Below are 18378 nucleotides of genomic sequence, written 5' to 3'. Positions count from 1 at the left end.
CCCTTCGCACCTACACTGCATGGCTATTAACCGCAGAGGAAAAGCCCGATGAAAGCCGTGCTGTGCAAAGCCTTCGGCCCCGCCGAAACCCTGGTACTGGAAGAAATCGCCAGCCCCGAAGCGAAGAAAAACGAAGTGCTGCTGGAAGTGCATGCGGCCGGGGTCAATTTTCCCGATACGCTGATCATTGAGGGTAAATATCAGTTCAAACCACCCTTCCCGTTTTCTCCAGGTGGCGAGGCATCCGGCGTGGTCAAGGCTGTTGGCGAAAAAGTCAGCCACCTGAAAGTCGGTGACCGAGTCATGGCCCTGACCGGCTGGGGCAGTTTTGCCGAAGAAGTCGCCGTACCTGGCTACAACGTCATGCCTGTGCCCGCCAGCATGGACTTCGCCAGCGCCGCCGCCTTCGGCATGACCTACGGCACCTCGATGCATGCACTCAAGCAACGCGCCAACCTACAGCAAGGGGAAACCCTGTTGGTGCTCGGCGCCTCCGGCGGCGTCGGCCTGGCAGCGGTAGAAATCGGTAAGGCTATGGGTGCCAAGGTGATTGCCGCCGCAAGCAGCCCCGAAAAGCTTGAGGTGGCCAAAGCCGCCGGTGCCGATGAGCTGATCAACTACAGCGAGAGCAACCTCAAAGAGGAAGTGAAGCGCTTGACCGGTGGTCAGGGCGCGGACGTAATCTATGATCCGGTCGGTGGAGACCTGTTCGATGCAGCTATCCGCAGCATCGCCTGGAATGGCCGCTTACTGGTGGTCGGTTTCGCTAGCGGACGCATCCCCGAGCTACCCGTTAACCTGACACTGCTCAAGGGCGCCGCTGTAGTAGGGGTGTTCTGGGGCGCTTTCGCCCAACGCCAGCCACAGGACAATGCCGCTAACTTCCAGCAACTGTTTGCCTGGCACGCCGAAGGCAAACTTAAGCCGCTGGTTTCGCAAACCTTCCCACTGACGCAGGCCGCTGACGCGATCAACATGCTCGGCCAACGCAAAGCCGTGGGCAAAGTCGTGGTTAAGGTACGCTAGACGCCACAATCAAAAAGGCCGCCCATCAGGCGGCCTTTTTGGTTTAAGCGCGGTTAACCACGTGGCGCGTAGGCGAAGACGTCTGCGCGCATTTGATGGGCATCCATACCCGCGTCGACCAAGGCATCCAAAGTGGCGTAAACCATCGCTGGCGAGCCGCTGGCATAGACGTGTAGCGCGTTAAGGTCGACAAAGTCTTCACGCACCGCCTCATGCAGCAGGCCGCAACGCCCTTGCCAGCCGCACTGATCACTGACCACCTGATGCAGGAACAGATTGGGCACTTGTAGCCACTGCGCCCAATGTCCCACTTCGTAAAAGTCTTCTGGGCGGCGCGCGCCCCAGTAGAGGTGTACCGGGTGGGCAAAACCAATCGCCCGACAATGCTCGATCAAGCTGTGCATCTGCGCCATACCGGTACCGGCAGCAATCAGTACCAGCGGTCCATCCGGCAGCTCGGCCAAGTGGGTATCACCGAACGGCAGTTTCACCCTGACCAAACCAGTACTTTGCAACTGATTCACGAGAGTGATAGTCGCCTCATCCCGGGCCAGCACATGCAACTCCAGCTCACGGCCGCAGTGCGGAGCCGATGCCAGGGAAAAGGCCGCATAATCATCGCCATCGCGCTGTAGCAGCAGATATTGTCCGGCGTGATAGCGCGGCACCCTGCCGGCAGGGGTACTCAGGCGCAGGCGAAACACATCACCGCCTAAGTCATCGCAGGCGACGACCTGGCAAGCAAACTCGAGCACCGGTAACTCGCCAGGGGCCAATACGCCATCCCAATGCAACACGCAGTCCTGCAGCGGCTCGGCCAGACAAGCAAATAGCTCACCATGGCCCAACTCAACGCCATTCTGCTGCACACGACCTTCAACCAACAGCGCGGCACAGATATGGCAGTTGCCATTGCGGCAGCTCTGCGGGCAGTCGTAACCCAGCCGCCGTGCCGCATCGAGAATGCGCTCGCGAGGCTGTACTTCAAGCACTGCACCTGAAGGCTTCAGGGTAACTTTCATCAATCAATTCCCAACTCAGACCACAGCGCATCAACGCGCTGCTTGACCGCTTCATCCTGAACAATAGCTCGGCCCCATTCGCGGCTGGTTTCACCTGGCCACTTATGCGTGGCGTCCAGGCCCATCTTCGAACCGAGGCCGGAGATCGGCGAAGCAAAGTCCAAGTAATCAATCGGCGTATTGTCGATCAACACCGTGTCGCGCTTGGGATCCATGCGCGTGGTGATCGCCCAGATCACGTCATTCCAATCCCGTGCGTTGATATCGTCGTCGGTGACGATAACGAACTTGGTGTACATGAACTGGCGCAGGAACGACCAGACACCGAGCATCACGCGCTTGGCGTGGCCGGGATACTGCTTCTTGATGGTCACCACCGCCATGCGGTAGGAGCAGCCTTCCGGCGGCAGGTAGAAGTCAACGATCTCGGGGTACTGTTTCTGCAAAATCGGCACAAATACTTCATTTAGCGCCACGCCAAGAATCGCCGGTTCGTCTGGTGGGCGGCCCGTGTAGGTGCTGTGATAAATCGGCTTTTGCCGGCGAGTGATGCGCTCAACGGTAAACACCGGGAAGCTATCGACCTCATTGTAATAGCCGGTGTGATCGCCATACGGCCCCTCCGGGGCCATTTCGCCCGGATGAATCACCCCCTCAAGGACGATTTCGGCGCTGGCTGGGACCTGCAAATCACTGCCGCGACACTTCACCAGCTCGGTCCTGTTGCCGCGCAGCAGGCCGGCAAAGGCATATTCGGACAAGGTATCCGGGACCGGCGTTACGGCGCCGAGGATAGTCGCGGGGTCGGCACCCAGCGCCACCGCCACAGGATAAGGACGATCCGGGTATTTCTGGCACCAGTCACGGAAATCCAGAGCACCGCCACGGTGGCTGAGCCAGCGCATGATCAGCTTGTTACGGCCGATAACCTGCTGGCGATAGATGCCGAGGTTCTGCCGCTCTTTGTTCGGACCTTTGGTGATCGTCAGGCCCCAGGTAATCAGCGGGCCCACATCACCCGGCCAGCAGGTCTGCACCGGCAGCTTGCCGAGGTCAACGTCATCGCCTTCTTCGATCACTTCCTGGCAGGGTGCGTCCTTGACCACTTTTGGTGCCATGGCCAGCACCTTGCGGAAAATCGGCAGCTTGCTCCACGCATCCTTCAGCCCTTTCGGTGGCTCGGGCTCTTTGAGAAAGGCCAGCAGCTTACCGATTTCGCGCAGCTCACTGACCTCTTCCGCGCCCATGCCCAAGGCCACGCGCTTGGGCGTGCCGAATAGGTTACCGAGCACCGGCATGTCGAAGCCCGTGGGGTTTTCAAACAACAAGGCTGGTCCGCCCTTACGCAGGGTGCGGTCGCAGATTTCGGTCATGTCCAGCACAGGGGAAACCGGCGTTTGAATACGCTTGAGTTCACCACGCTCTTCCAGGCCGCGAATAAAATCGCGCAGGTCACGATACTGCATGCAGATGCCTCGTTTCGGGCGGAGCAATAGGGCCGCAAAGTTTAGCGCCGAACTCGGTCTTTCAGAAGGGAAAGCCAATATCCAGAGACACAAAAGCCGGGCTTCCCCCGGCTTTTGTTGTAGGACGCGGCGCGTCTTACTTGCGCTTCATCGACTGGAAGAACTCTTCGTTCGTCTTGGTCGCTTTCAACTTGTCGGTAAGGAACTCGATGGCGGCAATTTCATCCATCGGGTGCAGCAGCTTGCGCAAAATCCACATGCGCTGCAGCTCGTCATCGGCGGTCAGCAGTTCTTCGCGACGGGTACCGGCGCGGTTGATGTTGATCGCAGGGAACACGCGCTTTTCAGCGATACGACGGTCCAGCGGCAGTTCCATGTTGCCCGTGCCTTTGAACTCTTCGTAGATCACTTCATCCATCTTCGAGCCGGTTTCTACCAGCGCGGTGGCGATGATGGTCAGCGAACCGCCTTCCTCGATATTACGCGCCGCACCGAAGAAGCGCTTTGGCTTCTCCAACGCGTGGGCATCGACACCACCGGTGAGGACCTTGCCGGAGCTTGGGATCACGGTGTTGTAAGCGCGCGCCAGGCGGGTGATGGAATCGAGCAGGATAACCACATCCTTCTTGTGCTCAACCAGGCGTTTAGCCTTCTCGATAACCATCTCGGCAACCTGCACATGGCGGGTTGGCGGCTCATCGAACGTCGAGGCAACCACTTCGCCGCGCACAGTGCGCTGCATTTCGGTTACTTCTTCCGGGCGCTCGTCGATCAGCAGAACGATCAGGTGGCACTCAGGGTTGTTACGCGCAATGTTCGCCGCGATGTTCTGCAGCATGATGGTTTTGCCGGCTTTCGGCGGCGCCACGATCAGACCGCGCTGGCCTTTACCGATCGGTGCACAGAGGTCGATCACCCGGCCGGTGATGTCTTCGGTGGAGCCGTTTCCGGCTTCCATGATCAATCGCTTGGTCGGGAACAGCGGCGTCAGGTTCTCGAAGAGAATCTTGTTCTTGGCGTTTTCCGGGCGGTCGTAGTTGATCGTGTCAACTTTGAGCAGCGCGAAGTAACGCTCGCCTTCTTTCGGCGGGCGTATCTTGCCGACGATGGTATCGCCAGTACGCAAGTTAAAGCGGCGGATCTGGCTCGGCGAGACATAGATGTCATCGGGGCCAGCGAGATACGAGGCATCCGCAGAGCGGAGAAAGCCGAAACCGTCCTGGAGAATCTCCAGCACGCCATCACCGGAGATTTCCTCACCGCTTTTAGCGTGTTTTTTCAACAGGGAGAAAATCACGTCCTGCTTGCGCGAACGGGCCATGTTTTCCAGGCCCTGTTGTTCAGCGAGTTCCAGCAGTTCGGTAATCGGCTTTTGCTTGAGTTCGGTCAGATTCATAGGAATGACGTAATTCATGAAGGAGGGAAAATAAGCTATTTAGCTTGGGAGCCCGCGCCGTTGAGAAGGCGAGTTGATCGCCTGCTTATGTATCGAAGGATTCGGGTAGGAATGCGTCGGCGACGGCTTGCAGGGGGCTGCATAGGAAATACAGCGAGGCCGAATGTAACACCGGTTTTATTCGTACGTCCAGCGCTCAGACAGAAAAAAGCCCCGCGATGTGCGGGGCCTTTAGGGCATGCGAGTGCCTCATTACGACTTAGATGTTGCTGTCGAGGAAGGCCGCTAGCTGCGACTTAGACAGTGCACCGACCTTGGTCGCTTCAACATTGCCGTTCTTGAACAGCATCAGGGTCGGGATGCCGCGCACGCCGAACTTCGGCGGGGTGTCCTGGTTTTCATCGATGTTCAACTTGCAGACTTTCAGCTTGCCCTGGTAGGTCTGGGCAATCTCATCGAGCACCGGCGCGATCATCTTGCACGGGCCGCACCACTCAGCCCAGTAGTCGACCAGCACCGGCCCTTCAGCCTGCAGGACGTCTTGGTCGAAGCTGGCATCGCTGACGTTGGTGATGAACTCACTCATGGAAAGTCTCCGTGTTCAGAAGCAAAAAGATGGCGACATCATAGCCCGGCTTTCTCCGCACAGGAAGGCGGTGGCAATTGAGCTTCTCTATTGCTTCACCCTAAAACAGCCACGCGCGCACTTACCTGACAATTTATTCAGACCACCGGCAAGCCCAGCGCTAGCGCTGCATGCGCCGCAACACGGCGCCATTGCAGGACGTATGCGACATCAGTATGCGTTGGCGAGGCTAGGCTATCGTGGCACGATGACATGGTTCCGCTCTGAGATGGTTCTGCCATGCCGCATACCCCTGCCGAGTCTTTCCCTTTGATTGCAGCTATCGACCTGGGCTCCAACAGCTTCCATATGGTGCTGGCTAAAGCCGATCACGGCGAGATCCGCATCCTAGAACGCCTCGGCGACAAGGTCCAGTTGGCCGCCGGCATTGACGAGCAGCGCCTGCTCAGTGAAGAGGCCATGCAGCGTGGGCTTGACTGCTTGCGCTGCTTCGCCCAGCTGACCGCCACCCTGCCAGAAGGTGCAGTGCGCGTAGTCGGCACCAACGCCCTGCGTGAAGCGCGCAACCGCGGCGAATTTATCCGCCGCGCCGAAGAAATTCTGGGCCATCCGGTTGAAGTCATTTCCGGCCGTGAAGAAGCGCGACTGATCTACCTCGGCGTGTCGCACAGCATTGCCGACACCCCTGGCAAACGTCTGGTCGCCGATATTGGCGGTGGCAGTACCGAATTCATCATCGGTCAACGCTTTGAACCGCTGCTGCGCGAAAGCCTGCAAATGGGCTGCGTGAGCTTTACCCAGCGCTTCTTCAAGGACGGCAAGATCACTCCCGCGCGCTATGCCCAGGCTTACACCGCAGCCCGGCTTGAAATCATGGGCATCGAACACGCCCTGCGCCGCCTCGGCTGGAAAGACGCAGTGGGCGCCTCTGGCACCATTAAGGCCATCGGTCTGACTATTCAGGCTGCCGGGCTTGGCTCGGGCGAGGTCAATGCCGAAGGGCTGGCCTGGCTGAAACGCAAAGTGTTCAAGATTGGTGAAGCAGAAAAACTCGACCTCGACGGCATCAAAGCCGATCGCCGCGGCATTTTCCCGGCGGGCCTAGCGATTCTCGAAGCCATCTTCGACGCCTGCGATATCCAACGCATGAGCCACTCAGAAGGCGCACTGCGTGAAGGCGTGCTGTATGACCTACTGGGCCGCCATCAGCATGAGGATGTGCGTGAACGCACCCTAGGCTCGCTGATGGAGCGTTACCACGTCGACTTGGATCAGGCGGCACGGGTCGAGAGCAAGGCGCTCTCGGCACTGGAAACGGTCGCTGCTGATTGGCAATTAGAAGATGACTGGCACCGTGAACTGCTCAGCTGGGCAGCCAAGATCCATGAAGTGGGCCTGGATATCGCCCACTATCAGTACCACAAGCATGGCGCTTATCTGGTTGAGCACTCCGACCTGGCCGGTTTCTCCCGCCAGGATCAGCAGATGCTCGCCTTATTGGTGCGGGGCCATCGACGTAACATCCCCAAGGACAAGTTTGCCGACTTCGGCAGCGAAGGCATCAAGCTGATTCGCCTGTGCGTGCTGCTGCGCTTCGCCATCCTGTTCCACCACATACGCGGTAACCAAGCGATGCCTGAGGTGCAACTCAAGGCTCGCGAGCAGCGCCTGGAAATTCAATTCCCCGATGGCTGGCTGGAAAACAACCCACTGACCAATGCCGACTTTACCCAAGAAGCCGAGTGGCTCAAGCGGGTCGGCATTGAACTGAGCGTTCACTGACGCCGACTTTCCGCGCGCTGGGCACCCTCACCGCCCAGCGTGGAGAGGGTCAGCAGATGGCTGCAAGCGGTCTTATCGCGCGCTAATCACCGGCGCGGTAAGTTTCTCCAGCAGACCAGCCTGCGCGCTGCGCGGATTCTGGTTACCGCTCGGACTACAGCGTAAGTAGCGCCCATCTGACTGCAGCACCCAGGCCTGGGTGTTGTCAGTCAGGTAGCTTTCCAACTCCTTCTTGACCCGCAGAATCAGCTTCTTACCTTCCACCGGGAAACAGGTCTCAACGCGCTTGTCGAGGTTACGCTCCATCCAGTCGGCGCTGGACAGGTAGATCTGCTCTTCGCCGCCATTGAGGAAGTAGAACACCCGCGTGTGCTCCAGAAAGCGCCCAATAATCGAGCGCACCTGAATATTGTGCGAGACCCCGGCAATACCCGGACGCAAGCAACACATACCACGCACCACCAGTTCGATTTTCACCCCAGCCTGGCTGGCCTTGTACAGCGCACGAATGATCTTGGCGTCGGTCAACGAATTGAACTTGGCCATGATATGCGCCGGCTTGCCTTCGGCGGCCGTTGCGGTTTCGCGGGCGATCATGTCGAGCAGGGTCTTTTTCAAGGTGAACGGCGCATGCAGCAGCTTCTTCATGCGCAGGGTCTTACCCATGCCGATCAACTGACTGAACAACTTGGACACGTCCTCACCGAGCGCCACGTCAGCGGTGAGCAAGCTGTAATCGGTGTACAGCTTGGCGTTGCCGGCATGGTAGTTACCGGTGCCCAAGTGCGCGTAGCGGACGATATCACCGTTCTCTCGGCGCAGAATCAGCATCATTTTGGCGTGGGTCTTAAAGCCGACTACGCCGTAGATCACCACCGCACCGGCCGCCTGTAGACGACTGGCCAAGGCCAGGTTGGACTCTTCATCGAACCGCGCGCGCAGCTCGATGACCGCCGTAACTTCCTTGCCGTTACGTGCAGCGTCTACCAGCGCATCAACGATTTCCGAGTTGGCCCCAGAGCGATACAGCGTCTGCTTGATCGCCAACACATGCGGGTCTTTTGCCGCCTGACGCAGCAAATCGACCACCGGCGTGAACGACTCAAAGGGATGCAGCAAGAGGATGTCCTGCTTGCTGATCACACTGAAAATGTTCTCGGCGTTCTGCAACAGCTTGGGAATCACCGGGGTGAACGGCGTGTACTGCAGCTCCGGGTGGCTTTCCAGGCCGGTGACGCTGAACAGCCGCGTCAAGTTGACTGGGCCGTTGACCCGATACAATTCCGACTCGGTCAGGTTGAACTGCTTGAGCAGGTAATTGAGCAACGGCTGCGGGCAACTGTCGACCACCTCCAAGCGCACCGCATCACCATAACGGCGGCTGAACAGCTCGCCACGCAGGGCACGGGCCAGGTCTTCGACGTCCTCAGTGTCCACCGACAAGTCGGCGTTACGGGTCAAGCGGAACTGGTAGCAGCCTTTAACCTTCATGCCTTGAAACAGGTCATCGGCATGGGCATGGATCATCGACGAGAGGAAAACAAAGTTATCGCCAGGGCCGCCAACATCTTCTGGCACCTTGATCACTCGCGGCAGCAGACGCGGAGCGGGAATAATAGCTAAGCCGGAGTCGCGGCCAAAGGCATCCACACCCTCCAACTCAACGATAAAGTTCAGGCTCTTGTTCACCAGCAATGGGAATGGATGCGTCGGGTCGAGGCCGATCGGAGTGATAATCGGCGCGATTTCATCGCGGAAATAACGCCGCACCCAGGCCTTGATCTTGGCATTCCAAAAGCGCCGGCGAATAAAGTTAACGTTGTGCTTGGCCAGCGCCGGGAACAGGTTGTCATTGAGAATGGCGTACTGCCGCTCGACCTGCTCGTGCGCCAGCTCGGCAATCCGTGCCAGCGCCTGGTGCGGTTGCAAGCCGTCAGCAGCGGCCTGCTCGCGGGCGAAATTGATCTGTTTCTTTAGGCCGGCAACACGGATTTCAAAGAATTCGTCGAGGTTGCTGGAGAAAATCAGTAGGAACTTAAGCCGCTCCAGCAGTGGATAGGACTCATCCAGCGCCTGCTCCAGCACGCGGATATTGAATTGCAGTTGTGACAGCTCGCGGTGGATATACAGGCTGCTGTCATCCAGGTTGTGGATCACCACGGGCGCTGGCGCGACCGGCGCGGGGGCTTCGATAACAGGCGTTTCCACGGCTACAACCTCGTCGACGACCGGCTGGGCGTCTTGCAATTCAGGGGTACTGAGTCCTTCGGTGTTCATTGAAAATTCCTGGAGGGGCTAGTGCCCCTGTTTCAGTAGCTCTGCCGCGCGCACGGCGAAATAAGTCAGGATGCCATCAGCGCCCGCACGTTTGAAGGCGGTCAGTGACTCGAGAATCACCGCCTCGCTCAACCAACCATTCTGGATAGCCGCCATGTGCATGGCGTACTCACCGCTGACCTGATAGACAAAGGTCGGCACTTTGAATTCCGCTTTGACCCGGCAAAGAATATCCAGATAGGGCATACCCGGCTTGACCATGACCATGTCCGCGCCTTCAGCCAAGTCAGCCGCTACTTCATGCAGGGCTTCATCGCTATTAGCTGGGTCCATCTGGTAGCTGGCCTTGTTGGCCTTGCCCAAGTTCGCCGCTGAACCCACCGCATCGCGAAACGGGCCGTAGTAGGCGCTGGCATACTTGGCCGAGTAGGCCATGATGCGCACGTTAGTGTGATCAGCCAACTCCAGGGCCTCACGGATCGCCTGCACGCGGCCATCCATCATGTCCGAAGGCGCAACCACTTGGGCACCGGCATCAGCATGCGACAGCGCCTGCTTGACTAGCGCATCAACGGTGATGTCGTTCTGCACATAGCCGTCAGCATCGAGAATGCCGTCCTGACCATGAGTGGTAAACGGGTCAAGGGCTACGTCGCTGATTACTCCCAGCTCAGGGAATTTTGCGCGCAGGGCCCGAATTGCTCGCTGGGCGATGCCGTCCGGGTTCCAAGCTTCTTCACCCAGCAAGGATTTCTTCTCCAGCGGCGTCACCGGGAACAGCGCCAACGCGGGAATACCCAAGGCCACCCAGTGTTCGGCTTCCTTGAGCAGCAGGTCGATGGACAAACGCTCAACACCCGGCATAGAGGCAATCGCTTCACGGCGGTTTTCGCCGTCGAGGACGAACACCGGCAAAATCAGGTCGTCGACACTCAGGCGGTTTTCACGCACCAGTCGTCGGGAAAAATCATCACGGCGATTACGGCGCAGGCGAGTGGCGGGAAACAGGCGGCTTGCAGGGGTAAAGCTCACGGCAGACTCCAGAGCCCGTAGCGACGGGCGAGTGTGACAGTTATAAGCGTCCATTATGACCAAAGTATGACAACGCACGACAGCACTGCGACCGCTTGCCGCAAGCTCAGCCAGCATAGCGCCGGGACTATTGCGAAGATATGTTGGCGGTGCGCGGTGTCAACCCTGGGTGGAGGAGCTTAAAGGATCACGGTGGCGCAGGCTGTGCCGGTCCACTGTGATCGAGTCTCCGAGCTTCAAGCGCGCGCTTAAGCCGGCAAGGCAGCCTGCCCGCGTGGCGTCCAGAAGAGCGCGCCGAGGCTGAGCAGGCTGTAACCGAGCAGCAGTGCCCAGAGCAGCGGCTGAGCCGGCAGCAAGCCCAGCTGCAGCGCCAACCAGAGAGCCGGCGGGTTCAACAGCAGCCGCAACACTTCTAGGCGTATGGCGCTGGGACGGTTCTCTAGCCAAATGCCGATGACAAACAGGCCCACTGCCATCCAGGCCACGCCTAACAGCATCTGCGCCAGGCTCAAATCAGCACCCAAGCCCATCAGCAACGTACCGCCCACGACATACAAACTGAACTGCAGAGCGGCATAAACTTTCTGCGCCCGGTTCAGCGGCACATCGAATTTGACGAACTGGCTGAGGTCGACCTTGCTCTGCGGGTACTTGGCCGCCACATCGGCCGGCCGCCAGCCGGTGCGCATAAACCAGATACGCAGCTTGTCCCACCGGGACTGTGCACGCACCGCATCCCGCCACAGCGCTACATAGAACTGCGCATTGGCCCACAACGGGTTCCAACTAGCCAGCGGCGTGGTCACGCCAAAGATCACCGGCTCGTCATCCAGTTCTTCCTGAAAGGTGCCAAATAATCGGTCCCAGAGAATGAACACACCGCCGTAATTGCGATCCATATACACAGCATTCTGCGCATGGTGCACACGGTGGTTGGACGGCGTGATAAACAGCCATTCAAACCAGCCCAGCTTGGCGATATGCCGGGTATGCACCCAAAACTGGTAGAGCAGATTCAGCGCGGCCACGGTCAGGAAGACCAGCGGTGGCACGCCAGCCACGGCCATCGGCAGGTAGAAGATCCAGCCAAAGATAAACCCGGTGCTGGTTTGCCGCAGTGCAGTGGAGAGGTTGTAGTCCTCGCTTTGGTGGTGCACTGAATGCGCAGCCCACAGCACGTTGCGCTCGTGACCCAGGCGGTGATTCCAGTAGTAGCAAAAGTCGTACATGAGAAACGCAAACAGCCAGATCCACAGGCTGCTGGCTGACAGTTCAAACAGCGCCAGTTGTTGCCAGGCCAAGGTATAGGTGAGCAGGCCCACGGCTTTGGTTAGCAGCCCGACTGTGGTCGACAGCACTCCGGCGCTGAGGCTGTTGATTGTGTCGGAGAAGCGATACGTACTGACCCCGCGCCAACGGTCGAGCAGCAGCTCCAAGCCGATCAGGGCAAGGAAAAACGGTATGGCATACAGAATGTAATTCATGGTTTCACCCGTGGCATAAAACGCCATATCGCTGCACGCGGCTAACGGCTAGGATTGCTTAATCAAGCCTAGCCCAGCAGGGCGCCTGCCCTAGCGGCATACCATGCCAACCTAGGTAGCATTTGGCGACAGCCAGAACCTGTTTGCGCTCGACTGCGCGCCGGGCCTACAGCGTTAACAGGCGCTAGGGGCACAACTCAACCCGTTACAGCTGGTAACTCAGGAGAACTTAATGAACAAGAAAGTCGCGGTAATTCTTTCCGGCTGTGGCGTTTATGACGGCGCGGAAATCCATGAAAGCGTGATCACCCTGCTGCGTCTCGATCAGCGCGGCGCGGCGGTGCAGTGTTTCGCTCCCAACGTTGCGCAGCTACACGTGGTCGACCACTACAGCGGTGATGAAATGGACGAAACCCGCAACGTGTTGGTGGAGTCGGCGCGGATCGCCCGCGGCAAGATCAAGGACGTCAAGGAACTGCATGTTGGCGACTTCGATGCGCTGATCATGCCGGGCGGTTTCGGCGTGGCGAAAAACCTCTCTGACTTCGCCATCAGCGGCGCCAACTGCACTGTGCAGCCGGATGTTCTGAGCGCCACCCAAGCCTTCGTCAAAGCCGGCAAGCCGGTCGGGCTGATGTGCATTGCCCCCGCGCTGGCGGCAAAAATCTTCGGCACGGGGGTGATCTGTACCATCGGCAACGACCATGACACCGTTGCTGCCATGACCCAAATGGGTGCGCAGCACCACGAATGCGAGGTCAGCGAGCTGGTCGAAGACAGTGAGCGCAAGCTGGTGAGCACCCCGGCCTATATGCTTGCCCAGTCGATCAGTGAAGCCGCCTCGGGAATCAACAAGCTGGTGGATCGAGTGCTGGAGCTCAGCCACCATGCCTGAGAATCAGGCCTGAGCAGCGCTAAATCAGGTCCATAGCACGTCAATCATGCCAATGCGCGCGGTACTCCGGCCGCGCCACTGGCCAGATCGATCGCAGTACGGCAGGTTGATCACCCCTCCGCCCAGATACGATCACCATGAGCCAACCCCCTTTCGAGCTGACTGACGAGTTACAACAAGCGGTCAGCAGCTTTTTCCAGCGCATCCCCTTTAACCAGATGCTCGGCATTGAACTGGATGAACTGAGCACTCAACGCGTGACCATGCACCTGCCGATGAAGCCCGAACTGATCGGCAACTTCATGCATGGCATTCTGCATGGCGGCGTCATTTCCTCCCTGCTGGATGTGGCCGGCGGGGCCATGGCGCTGATCGGTGCTTTCGATAAACACCAACACCTGTCCAGCGCCGAGCGCATGGCGCGGCTGTCCAAGCTCGGCACCATTGACCTGCGCGTCGACTACCTGCGTCCCGGGCGCGGCCAACGCTTTACCGCAAGCGCCGTGCTGCTGCGCAGCGGTAACAAGGTGGCCGTGGTACGCAGCGAGCTGCACAGCGATGACGGCACTCTGGTGGCGGTTGGCACCGGTACCTACCTCTGCGGCTAAGCCTCAGGCCTGTCGCTGCAGGCGCGTAAGGATTCGATCCAGGCTGTTGGCAAACGCCTGCTTGTCGCGTTCACCATAGGGCGGCTGGCCGCCGCCGACCTGGCCCGCCTCGCGCAGTTCGGTAAACAGGTTGCGCACCGCCAGCTTGTCGCCCATGTTGCGCTCGTCAAACTCGCGGCCACGGGGGTCAAGCACCGACACGGCCTTTTTCACCAGGCGACCTGCCAGTGGCACGTCGCTGCAAATCACCAGTTCGCCGGGTTGTGCGTGCTCAACCAAGTAATCATCGGCCGCATCCGGGCCACTAGGCACCACGATCAAACGCACGCAGCTGTAAGCTGGCTTGATTTGCGCTTGACCAGCCACCAGTAGCACGTCGAACCCCCGCTTTAAAGCGAACTTCACCACCTGTTCCTTCGCCGCTTTGGGGCAGGCATCGGCATCAATCCAGACTCGCATGGCGCAGCATTCTCCGTAGGCACTAAAGCCGGCATGGTAAGCCATGCCGGCAACACCTGGGCCCTTAGACGGCTAAGCGCCGGCGCTCATTCAGCCAACTGCGGCCGTAAAACAAGATAATCGCCGCCAATGCCGCCGCTTGGGCCGAGAGGCCGTAAGCATCGGCATGCACGCCTAACCAATCGAACTCAAAGAACGCCACCGGCCGCGTGCCAAGAACCCCAGCCTCCTGCAGCGCGGCAATACCATGCCCGGCAAACACCACCGACAGCGCACAGAGCAACACCGCGTTAGCACCAAAGAAGGTCGCTAAAGGCAGCTTGCGTGAGCCCCGCAGGATCACCCAAGCCAGCCCGAGCAGCAGCACCAAAGCCGCTGCCGCGCCAGCCAAGACCATACCATGGCCTTGCGGGCCGGCCTGCAGCCAGAGGGTTTCGTAGAACAGGATGACTTCGAACAGCTCGCGATAGACCGAGAAGAACGCCAACACGGCGAAACCGAAGCGACCACCACCGCCGACCAAGCTGTTCTTGATGTAATCCTGCCAAGCCGCGGCATGCCGGCGGTCATGCATCCACACACCAAGCCAAAGCACCATGACGCTGGCAAATAGCGCAGTCAGCCCTTCAAGCACTTCGCGCTGAGCACCGCTGACGTCAATCAGATACGCCGCTAGCGCCCAAGTGCCAATTCCCGCCAGCAAAGCCAAGCCCCAGCCCAGATGCACACTGCGTACCGCTTGCTGCTGGCCGGTATTGCGCAAGAACGCGAGAATCGCCGCCAGCACCAGAATCGCTTCAAGGCCTTCGCGTAGCAAAATCAACAGGCTGGAGAAGAAGCTCAGTGAACCCGACATGCCGTCGCTGTCGAGCAACGCTGCGGAGGCTACCAACTCAGTCTTAGCCTGCTCTAAACGCTGCGCGGCCTGAGGCACCGATAAACCATCCTGCAGTGCCTGCCGATAGGCCATCAGCGCACGCTCGGTAGTCTTACGCTGCACCGGGTCGAGATTGTTCAGCGCCCCTTCAACCAGCTCAAAGCCTTCCAGGTAGGCCGCTACAGAGAGGTCATAGGCCTGCTCATGATCGCCAGCGCGGTATGCACCTAGGCTGCGCTCAAGCATCGCCTGCGTATGCCCAATCAACTGCTGCGGGCCGCGTTGCTGCGCCGGCGGCTGAGCACGCTGGGCGCGGAACCTTGTAGCAGCCGCCTCGCCTTGCTCAGTGATAACTTCAGCCGGCGTCATACCGGACAGCATCGCCAAGCTGAAGGGTTCACCCTGATCAGTGGACGTAGCGCTAAAGCCGGCAATGTAGCTGGCCAGATCCCAGCGCTGACGATCATCCAGCTGATCGGCATAGGCCGCCATGTCGGTGCCATCGATGCCCAGGCCGATGGTATTGAACAAGTCATACAAGCTCAGTCGATTCAGCCGCGCCAAGTCGCGCAAATTGGCCGGCGGCGGCTCCAGGCCTATCCCCGCAGGCCCATCGCCCGCCCCGCTGTCGCCATGACAGACGCTGCAATGCTGGGCGAACAACGGCGCGCCACGGCTGGGGTCCGGGGTGATGGCCGGGACCTGGCTGACTTCATAGGCGGTTGCCAGCGTCGCGGCCAGCTGACGCGCCAGCTGCGAGACCTCGGCACCGTCTACTCGTTGCTCGATACCGTGGCGCAGGCTGGCGACACCTTGCTGCAATTGGGCTTGCTCAGGTCGCGCCGGCAGCGCAACGACCAAGCCTTGCAGTACAGTGAGAAACTCCAGTTGTTCGCGGTATTCGCCGGAGTCGATAACCTGACCATTGGCTACAGTGGCCGGGTAGTCAGCCCCCAGATAGCCGAACAGATGCAGGGCTTGCGCCGCGCCCTCAATGGGCTCGGCCATGACAGTCAGGCTGCACAGCGCCAGCACAGGCAGCAGCAACCAACTGAAGTAACGCAATACGGAAGTCATATAGGAGCAGATCCCAAATACGAATGAATGACGATTTCATTGTCATCCTCTCAATGATTTTCCTCAACCTTTGATCGACCATTGCCCGCGACAGATAGTCGCAATACCGCAGGAGTCACCTGATGAGTTTTTCGCAACGCCTGGAAGAGCCGGCTTATGCCGTGGTGTGTGGCGCCAGCCGGGGCATTGGCCTGGCACTGACCGAGCAGCTGTTAGCCCGCAAGGATATCGCCGGGGTCTGGGCCATCGCCCGCCAAGCCAGCCAGGCACCCGAGCTGCAAGCGCTGGCCGCACGGCACGGCCAGCGCTTACATTGCCTGGACGTGGACGTGTGCGATGAACAGGCGCTGACAGAGCTGAGCAGCCAATTGCGCGCGGCGATCCCCCGCATTCACCTGCTGCTGTGCACGGTCGGGGTTCTGCAACAAGGCGCAGCCAAGGCAGAAAAAGGCCTGGCTCAGCTCAACCTGCAAGGGTTACTGGCCACCTTTCAAGTCAACAGCTTCGCGCCAATCTTGCTGCTTAAGCACCTGCTGCCGCTGTTACGCGGCCAGCATCCTTGCACGGTGGCGGCTCTCTCGGCGCGGGTAGGCTCGATTGGTGACAACCGCCTGGGTGGCTGGTATAGCTACCGCGCCAGCAAGGCGGCGCTAAACCAATTGCTGCATACCGCCAGCATCGAGCTCAGCCGGCTAAACCCCAACAGCTGCGTACTCAGCCTGCACCCCGGCACCACCGATACTGAGCTGTCGAAACCCTTTCAGGGCAATGTACCGGCCGCACAGTTGTTCAGCCCCGGCTACGCGGCCGAATGTCTGCTGACACAAGTTGAACGGCACGGCCCGGAACAAACCGGCACGTTCTGGGGCTGGGATGGACAGCCAATCCCTTGGTAGCTTGAGCGGCAACTAAACAGGCGCGCGGCGCACACTGGCCAACAACGCCGCAGCACCGATGAACAATGCACCGAAAGTACGGTTCATTACCCGTTGCTGCCGGTGCGAACGCAGCGCACCCAATACCCGTGCGGCCAAGCCGGTGTAGCCGGCCATAACAATCAGGTCGACGCAGATCATGGTCACCCCCATTACCAGGTACTGCATCAGCAGCGGCGCCTGCGGATTGAGGAACTGCGGCAACACCGCGAGCATAAAGACAATCGCCTTGGGGTTGCTGAAGTTGACCAGAAAGCCGCGCAGCACCAAGGTCAGTGGTCGGCCGATGGGCCGTTCGGTTTGCGCCGTCATATCGCTGGGTAATGCCTGCCATTGGCGATAACCGAGGTAGATCAGGTACAGCACGCCAAACCACTTGATCAGGCTAAAGGCCAGCTCCGAGGCGGCCAAAATAGCGCCAACGCCAGCCGCCACAATGGCAATCTGTAGCGCCAGCCCCAACTGCAAACCCAGCGCATTCCAGTAACCGCGCAGAAAGCCGTATTGCAGGCCCGCAGACATCGAGGCAATTGCCCCGGCACCGGGCGACAGGCTGATTATCCAACAGGCAACAAGGAATGCTAGCCAGGTTTCGAGGGCCATGGCATCAATCTCCAATGAACAGCAGCGCAGAAAAAAGGGCAGGCCGAAGCCTACCCCTAGTTGTATTACTGGCCTAGTAGGCGCATCAGTCCGGCATATCTTTGCGCAGCTGCACGGGCTCTAGTTCTTCTTTGCGCGCACGGGCGCGGGCTGTGCGCATGCGGATATTGATGGCTTCCACCGCCAGCGAGAACGCCATGGCGAAGTAAACGTAGCCCTTCGGCACATGCACGTCGAAGGCTTCGGCGATCAATACGGTACCGACCACGATCAGGAACGACAGCGCGAGCATTTTCAGGCTCGGGTGCTTGTCGATAAAGTCGCTGATAGTGCCCGCCGAAAGCATCATCACGATCACCGAAATCACGATAGCCGCCACCATCACCGGTACGTTATCGACCAGCCCGACGGCGGTAATCACCGAGTCCAGAGAGAAGATGATATCGATAATGGCAATCTGCACGATGATGCCCATAAAGCCGTAGGTCTTGCCACCGACCGCCTGGCCGTCTTCCTCACCTTCGAGGCTGTGGTAGATCTCGCTGGTGCTCTTGAACAAGAGGAATAGGCCGCCGAAGAACAGAATCAGATCACGCCCGGAGAACCCCTCGCCCATGACATGGAACAGATCGGTGGTCAGGCGCATCACCCAGCTGATCGACAACAGCAGCAGAATCCGCGTGCCCATGGCCAGCGCCAAGCCGAAGAAGCGTGCCTTGGGTTGTTGATGCTTGGGCAGACGGCTGACCAGGATCGAGATAAAGATGATGTTGTCGATGCCGAGGACAATCTCAAGGGCAGTCAGGGTCAGAAACGCGACCCAAATTTCAGGGTTGCTCAGCCATTCCATAGG

16 protein-coding genes are annotated in these 18378 nt (G+C 59.3%); 5 read left to right on the top strand and 11 right to left on the bottom strand.

Going from position 1 to position 18378, the window contains the following annotated elements:
- Window positions 1–48: 48 nt before the first annotated feature.
- Window positions 49–1026, top strand: a complete 978-nt coding sequence (locus BMZ32_RS08930) for an NADPH:quinone oxidoreductase family protein (protein ID WP_090241433.1) — start codon at window positions 49–51, stop codon at window positions 1024–1026.
- Window positions 1027–1079: 53 nt separating this feature from the next.
- On the opposite strand, the gene BMZ32_RS08925 is transcribed toward BMZ32_RS08930, so the two are convergent.
- The 4 genes from BMZ32_RS08925 to trxA all read right to left on the bottom strand — a co-directional run bounded on the left by BMZ32_RS08925 (window position 1080) and on the right by trxA (window position 5496).
- Entirely contained in the window at window positions 1080–2048 is a 969-nt protein-coding gene (locus tag BMZ32_RS08925; RefSeq protein ID WP_090241431.1) for a CDP-6-deoxy-delta-3,4-glucoseen reductase, read from the bottom strand.
- Window positions 2048–3514 carry a 4-hydroxy-3-polyprenylbenzoate decarboxylase gene (gene ubiD / locus BMZ32_RS08920; RefSeq protein WP_090241429.1) on the bottom strand — a complete coding sequence of 489 codons (1467 nt, stop codon included), beginning with the start codon at window positions 3512–3514 and terminating at the stop codon, window positions 2048–2050. The genes BMZ32_RS08925 and ubiD overlap by 1 nt, the downstream gene beginning before the upstream one ends.
- 136 nt (window positions 3515–3650) lie before the next feature.
- Window positions 3651–4910, bottom strand: a complete 1260-nt coding sequence (gene rho / locus BMZ32_RS08915) for a transcription termination factor Rho (RefSeq protein WP_090241428.1) — start codon at window positions 4908–4910, stop codon at window positions 3651–3653.
- Between the two features lie 259 nt (window positions 4911–5169).
- Window positions 5170–5496: a thioredoxin TrxA gene (trxA, locus tag BMZ32_RS08910; RefSeq protein ID WP_090241426.1), complete on the bottom strand. Its 327-nt coding sequence runs from the start codon at window positions 5494–5496 to the stop codon at window positions 5170–5172.
- 279 nt (window positions 5497–5775) lie between these two features.
- On the opposite strand from trxA, the gene ppx reads away from it, so the two are divergent.
- The gene (gene ppx / locus BMZ32_RS08905; protein WP_090241423.1) at window positions 5776–7278 is read left to right on the top strand and encodes an exopolyphosphatase; all 1503 of its coding nucleotides are present in this window, start codon (window positions 5776–5778) and stop codon (window positions 7276–7278) included.
- A 72-nt stretch (window positions 7279–7350) separates the two neighbouring features.
- Here the strand turns inward: ppx and ppk1 are convergent, their stop codons facing one another.
- The 3 genes from ppk1 to BMZ32_RS08890 all read right to left on the bottom strand — a co-directional run bounded on the left by ppk1 (window position 7351) and on the right by BMZ32_RS08890 (window position 12071).
- The gene (gene ppk1 / locus BMZ32_RS08900; protein ID WP_090241422.1) at window positions 7351–9555 is read right to left on the bottom strand and encodes a polyphosphate kinase 1; all 2205 of its coding nucleotides are present in this window, start codon (window positions 9553–9555) and stop codon (window positions 7351–7353) included.
- A gap of 18 nt (window positions 9556–9573) precedes the next feature.
- Window positions 9574–10587, bottom strand: a complete 1014-nt coding sequence (gene hemB / locus BMZ32_RS08895) for a porphobilinogen synthase (RefSeq protein ID WP_090241420.1) — start codon at window positions 10585–10587, stop codon at window positions 9574–9576.
- Between the two features lie 248 nt (window positions 10588–10835).
- Window positions 10836–12071, bottom strand: a complete 1236-nt coding sequence (locus BMZ32_RS08890; protein WP_090241631.1) for a sterol desaturase family protein — start codon at window positions 12069–12071, stop codon at window positions 10836–10838.
- A 232-nt stretch (window positions 12072–12303) separates the two neighbouring features.
- On the opposite strand from BMZ32_RS08890, the gene elbB reads away from it, so the two are divergent.
- Together elbB and BMZ32_RS08880 are read left to right on the top strand one after the other, a co-directional pair.
- The gene (gene elbB / locus BMZ32_RS08885; RefSeq protein ID WP_090241419.1) at window positions 12304–12966 is read left to right on the top strand and encodes an isoprenoid biosynthesis glyoxalase ElbB; all 663 of its coding nucleotides are present in this window, start codon (window positions 12304–12306) and stop codon (window positions 12964–12966) included.
- 137 nt (window positions 12967–13103) lie between these two features.
- Window positions 13104–13574, top strand: coding sequence for a thioesterase family protein (locus BMZ32_RS08880; protein WP_090241418.1), 471 nt, complete (start codon window positions 13104–13106; stop codon window positions 13572–13574).
- Window positions 13575–13577: 3 nt separating this feature from the next.
- Here the strand turns inward: BMZ32_RS08880 and BMZ32_RS08875 are convergent, their stop codons facing one another.
- Window positions 13578–14033: a YaiI/YqxD family protein gene (locus tag BMZ32_RS08875; RefSeq protein ID WP_090241630.1), complete on the bottom strand. Its 456-nt coding sequence runs from the start codon at window positions 14031–14033 to the stop codon at window positions 13578–13580.
- A gap of 64 nt (window positions 14034–14097) precedes the next feature.
- A complete protein-coding gene (locus tag BMZ32_RS08870; RefSeq protein WP_090241416.1) occupies window positions 14098–15987 on the bottom strand; it encodes a cytochrome c/FTR1 family iron permease in 1890 nt (629 codons plus the stop codon).
- A gap of 122 nt (window positions 15988–16109) precedes the next feature.
- Here BMZ32_RS08870 and BMZ32_RS08865 point away from each other — a divergent pair, with 122 nt between their 5' ends.
- On the top strand, window positions 16110–16883 hold the full coding sequence (locus BMZ32_RS08865) for an SDR family NAD(P)-dependent oxidoreductase (protein WP_090241415.1): 774 nt from the start codon (window positions 16110–16112) through the stop codon (window positions 16881–16883).
- 12 nt (window positions 16884–16895) lie between these two features.
- On the opposite strand, the gene rhtB is transcribed toward BMZ32_RS08865, so the two are convergent.
- Together rhtB and BMZ32_RS08855 are read right to left on the bottom strand one after the other, a co-directional pair.
- Window positions 16896–17525 carry a homoserine/homoserine lactone efflux protein gene (rhtB, locus tag BMZ32_RS08860; protein ID WP_090241413.1) on the bottom strand — a complete coding sequence of 210 codons (630 nt, stop codon included), beginning with the start codon at window positions 17523–17525 and terminating at the stop codon, window positions 16896–16898.
- Window positions 17526–17610: 85 nt separating this feature from the next.
- Complete coding sequence (locus BMZ32_RS08855; protein WP_090241412.1) at window positions 17611–18375, bottom strand: TerC family protein; 765 nt, start codon at window positions 18373–18375, stop codon at window positions 17611–17613.
- Window positions 18376–18378 lie beyond the last annotated feature (3 nt).

Source organism: Pseudomonas guineae, assembly GCF_900113745.1.
Classification (GTDB): domain Bacteria; phylum Pseudomonadota; class Gammaproteobacteria; order Pseudomonadales; family Pseudomonadaceae; genus Aquipseudomonas; species Aquipseudomonas guineae.
Note: the sequence above shows the minus strand (reverse complement) of the source record. Positions and strands in the feature narration are given on the sequence as shown.

Bases quoted from the DNA above. Each gene is read 5' to 3' on its own strand.
- BMZ32_RS08865 (WP_090241415.1), top strand. From the start codon at position 16,110: ATGAGTTTTTCGCAACGCCTGGAAGAGCCGGCTTATGCCGTGGTGTGT.
- ubiD (WP_090241429.1), bottom strand. From the start codon at position 3,514: ATGCAGTATCGTGACCTGCGCGATTTTATTCGCGGCCTGGAAGAGCGT.
- BMZ32_RS08925 (WP_090241431.1), bottom strand. From the start codon at position 2,048: ATGAAAGTTACCCTGAAGCCTTCAGGTGCAGTGCTTGAAGTACAGCCT.
- BMZ32_RS08870 (WP_090241416.1), bottom strand. From the start codon at position 15,987: ATGACTTCCGTATTGCGTTACTTCAGTTGGTTGCTGCTGCCTGTGCTG.
- ppk1 (WP_090241422.1), bottom strand. From the start codon at position 9,555: ATGAACACCGAAGGACTCAGTACCCCTGAATTGCAAGACGCCCAGCCG.
- elbB (WP_090241419.1), top strand. From the start codon at position 12,304: ATGAACAAGAAAGTCGCGGTAATTCTTTCCGGCTGTGGCGTTTATGAC.
- rhtB (WP_090241413.1), bottom strand. From the start codon at position 17,525: ATGGCCCTCGAAACCTGGCTAGCATTCCTTGTTGCCTGTTGGATAATC.
- BMZ32_RS08930 (WP_090241433.1), top strand. From the start codon at position 49: ATGAAAGCCGTGCTGTGCAAAGCCTTCGGCCCCGCCGAAACCCTGGTA.
- trxA (WP_090241426.1), bottom strand. From the start codon at position 5,496: ATGAGTGAGTTCATCACCAACGTCAGCGATGCCAGCTTCGACCAAGAC.
- rho (WP_090241428.1), bottom strand. From the start codon at position 4,910: ATGAATCTGACCGAACTCAAGCAAAAGCCGATTACCGAACTGCTGGAA.
- BMZ32_RS08875 (WP_090241630.1), bottom strand. From the start codon at position 14,033: ATGCGAGTCTGGATTGATGCCGATGCCTGCCCCAAAGCGGCGAAGGAA.
- BMZ32_RS08880 (WP_090241418.1), top strand. From the start codon at position 13,104: ATGAGCCAACCCCCTTTCGAGCTGACTGACGAGTTACAACAAGCGGTC.
- ppx (WP_090241423.1), top strand. From the start codon at position 5,776: ATGCCGCATACCCCTGCCGAGTCTTTCCCTTTGATTGCAGCTATCGAC.
- BMZ32_RS08855 (WP_090241412.1), bottom strand. From the start codon at position 18,375: ATGGAATGGCTGAGCAACCCTGAAATTTGGGTCGCGTTTCTGACCCTG.
- BMZ32_RS08890 (WP_090241631.1), bottom strand. From the start codon at position 12,071: ATGAATTACATTCTGTATGCCATACCGTTTTTCCTTGCCCTGATCGGC.